This is a genomic window from Pedobacter sp. GQ55, from assembly GCF_059758925.1.
On record NZ_JCAXEI010000034.1, the window covers coordinates 1 to 426 of the forward strand.

Below are 426 nucleotides of genomic sequence, written 5' to 3' on the forward strand. Positions count from 1 at the left end.
TGGCCACTGGAAAACGCATTGCCCCTATGGTACTGTTGTCTTATGTGGAAAATGCTTTTAAACATACAGGAGACCACAAGCTCAATGGCCATATTAAAATCAGGCTTAATATCAAAGAAGAAAAGCTGATATTTGAATGCAACAATACCGTAGGGAAAATTAGGCGGGAATCAGGTGAAGGTGGTGTTGGCAATGACCTTATCCGTAAAAGACTTGAATTACTCTACCCAAACCGGCACGTTTTAAGTACTGATTACCATGAAAATATCTATCAGGTCAAACTGGAACTGGACTTATGAGATATCTTATCATTGAAGACGAACCGCTTGCCATTGAGCGTATCCGCGAATATGCAGGCAGATTTGCGTACCTTGAGGAACTCAGAACATTTGAGAATGCGGTGGATGCAATAACCTTCCTACAGAC

Annotated in this window: 1 pseudogene; it reads left to right on the forward strand. The window is 41.5% G+C overall.

The annotated features are described in order from the left end of the window. Positions 1 to 299 (forward strand): annotated as a pseudogene (locus AC6CH7_RS26505) (hypothetical protein); the annotation flags it as partial. Positions 300 to 426: the final 127 nt, after the last annotated feature.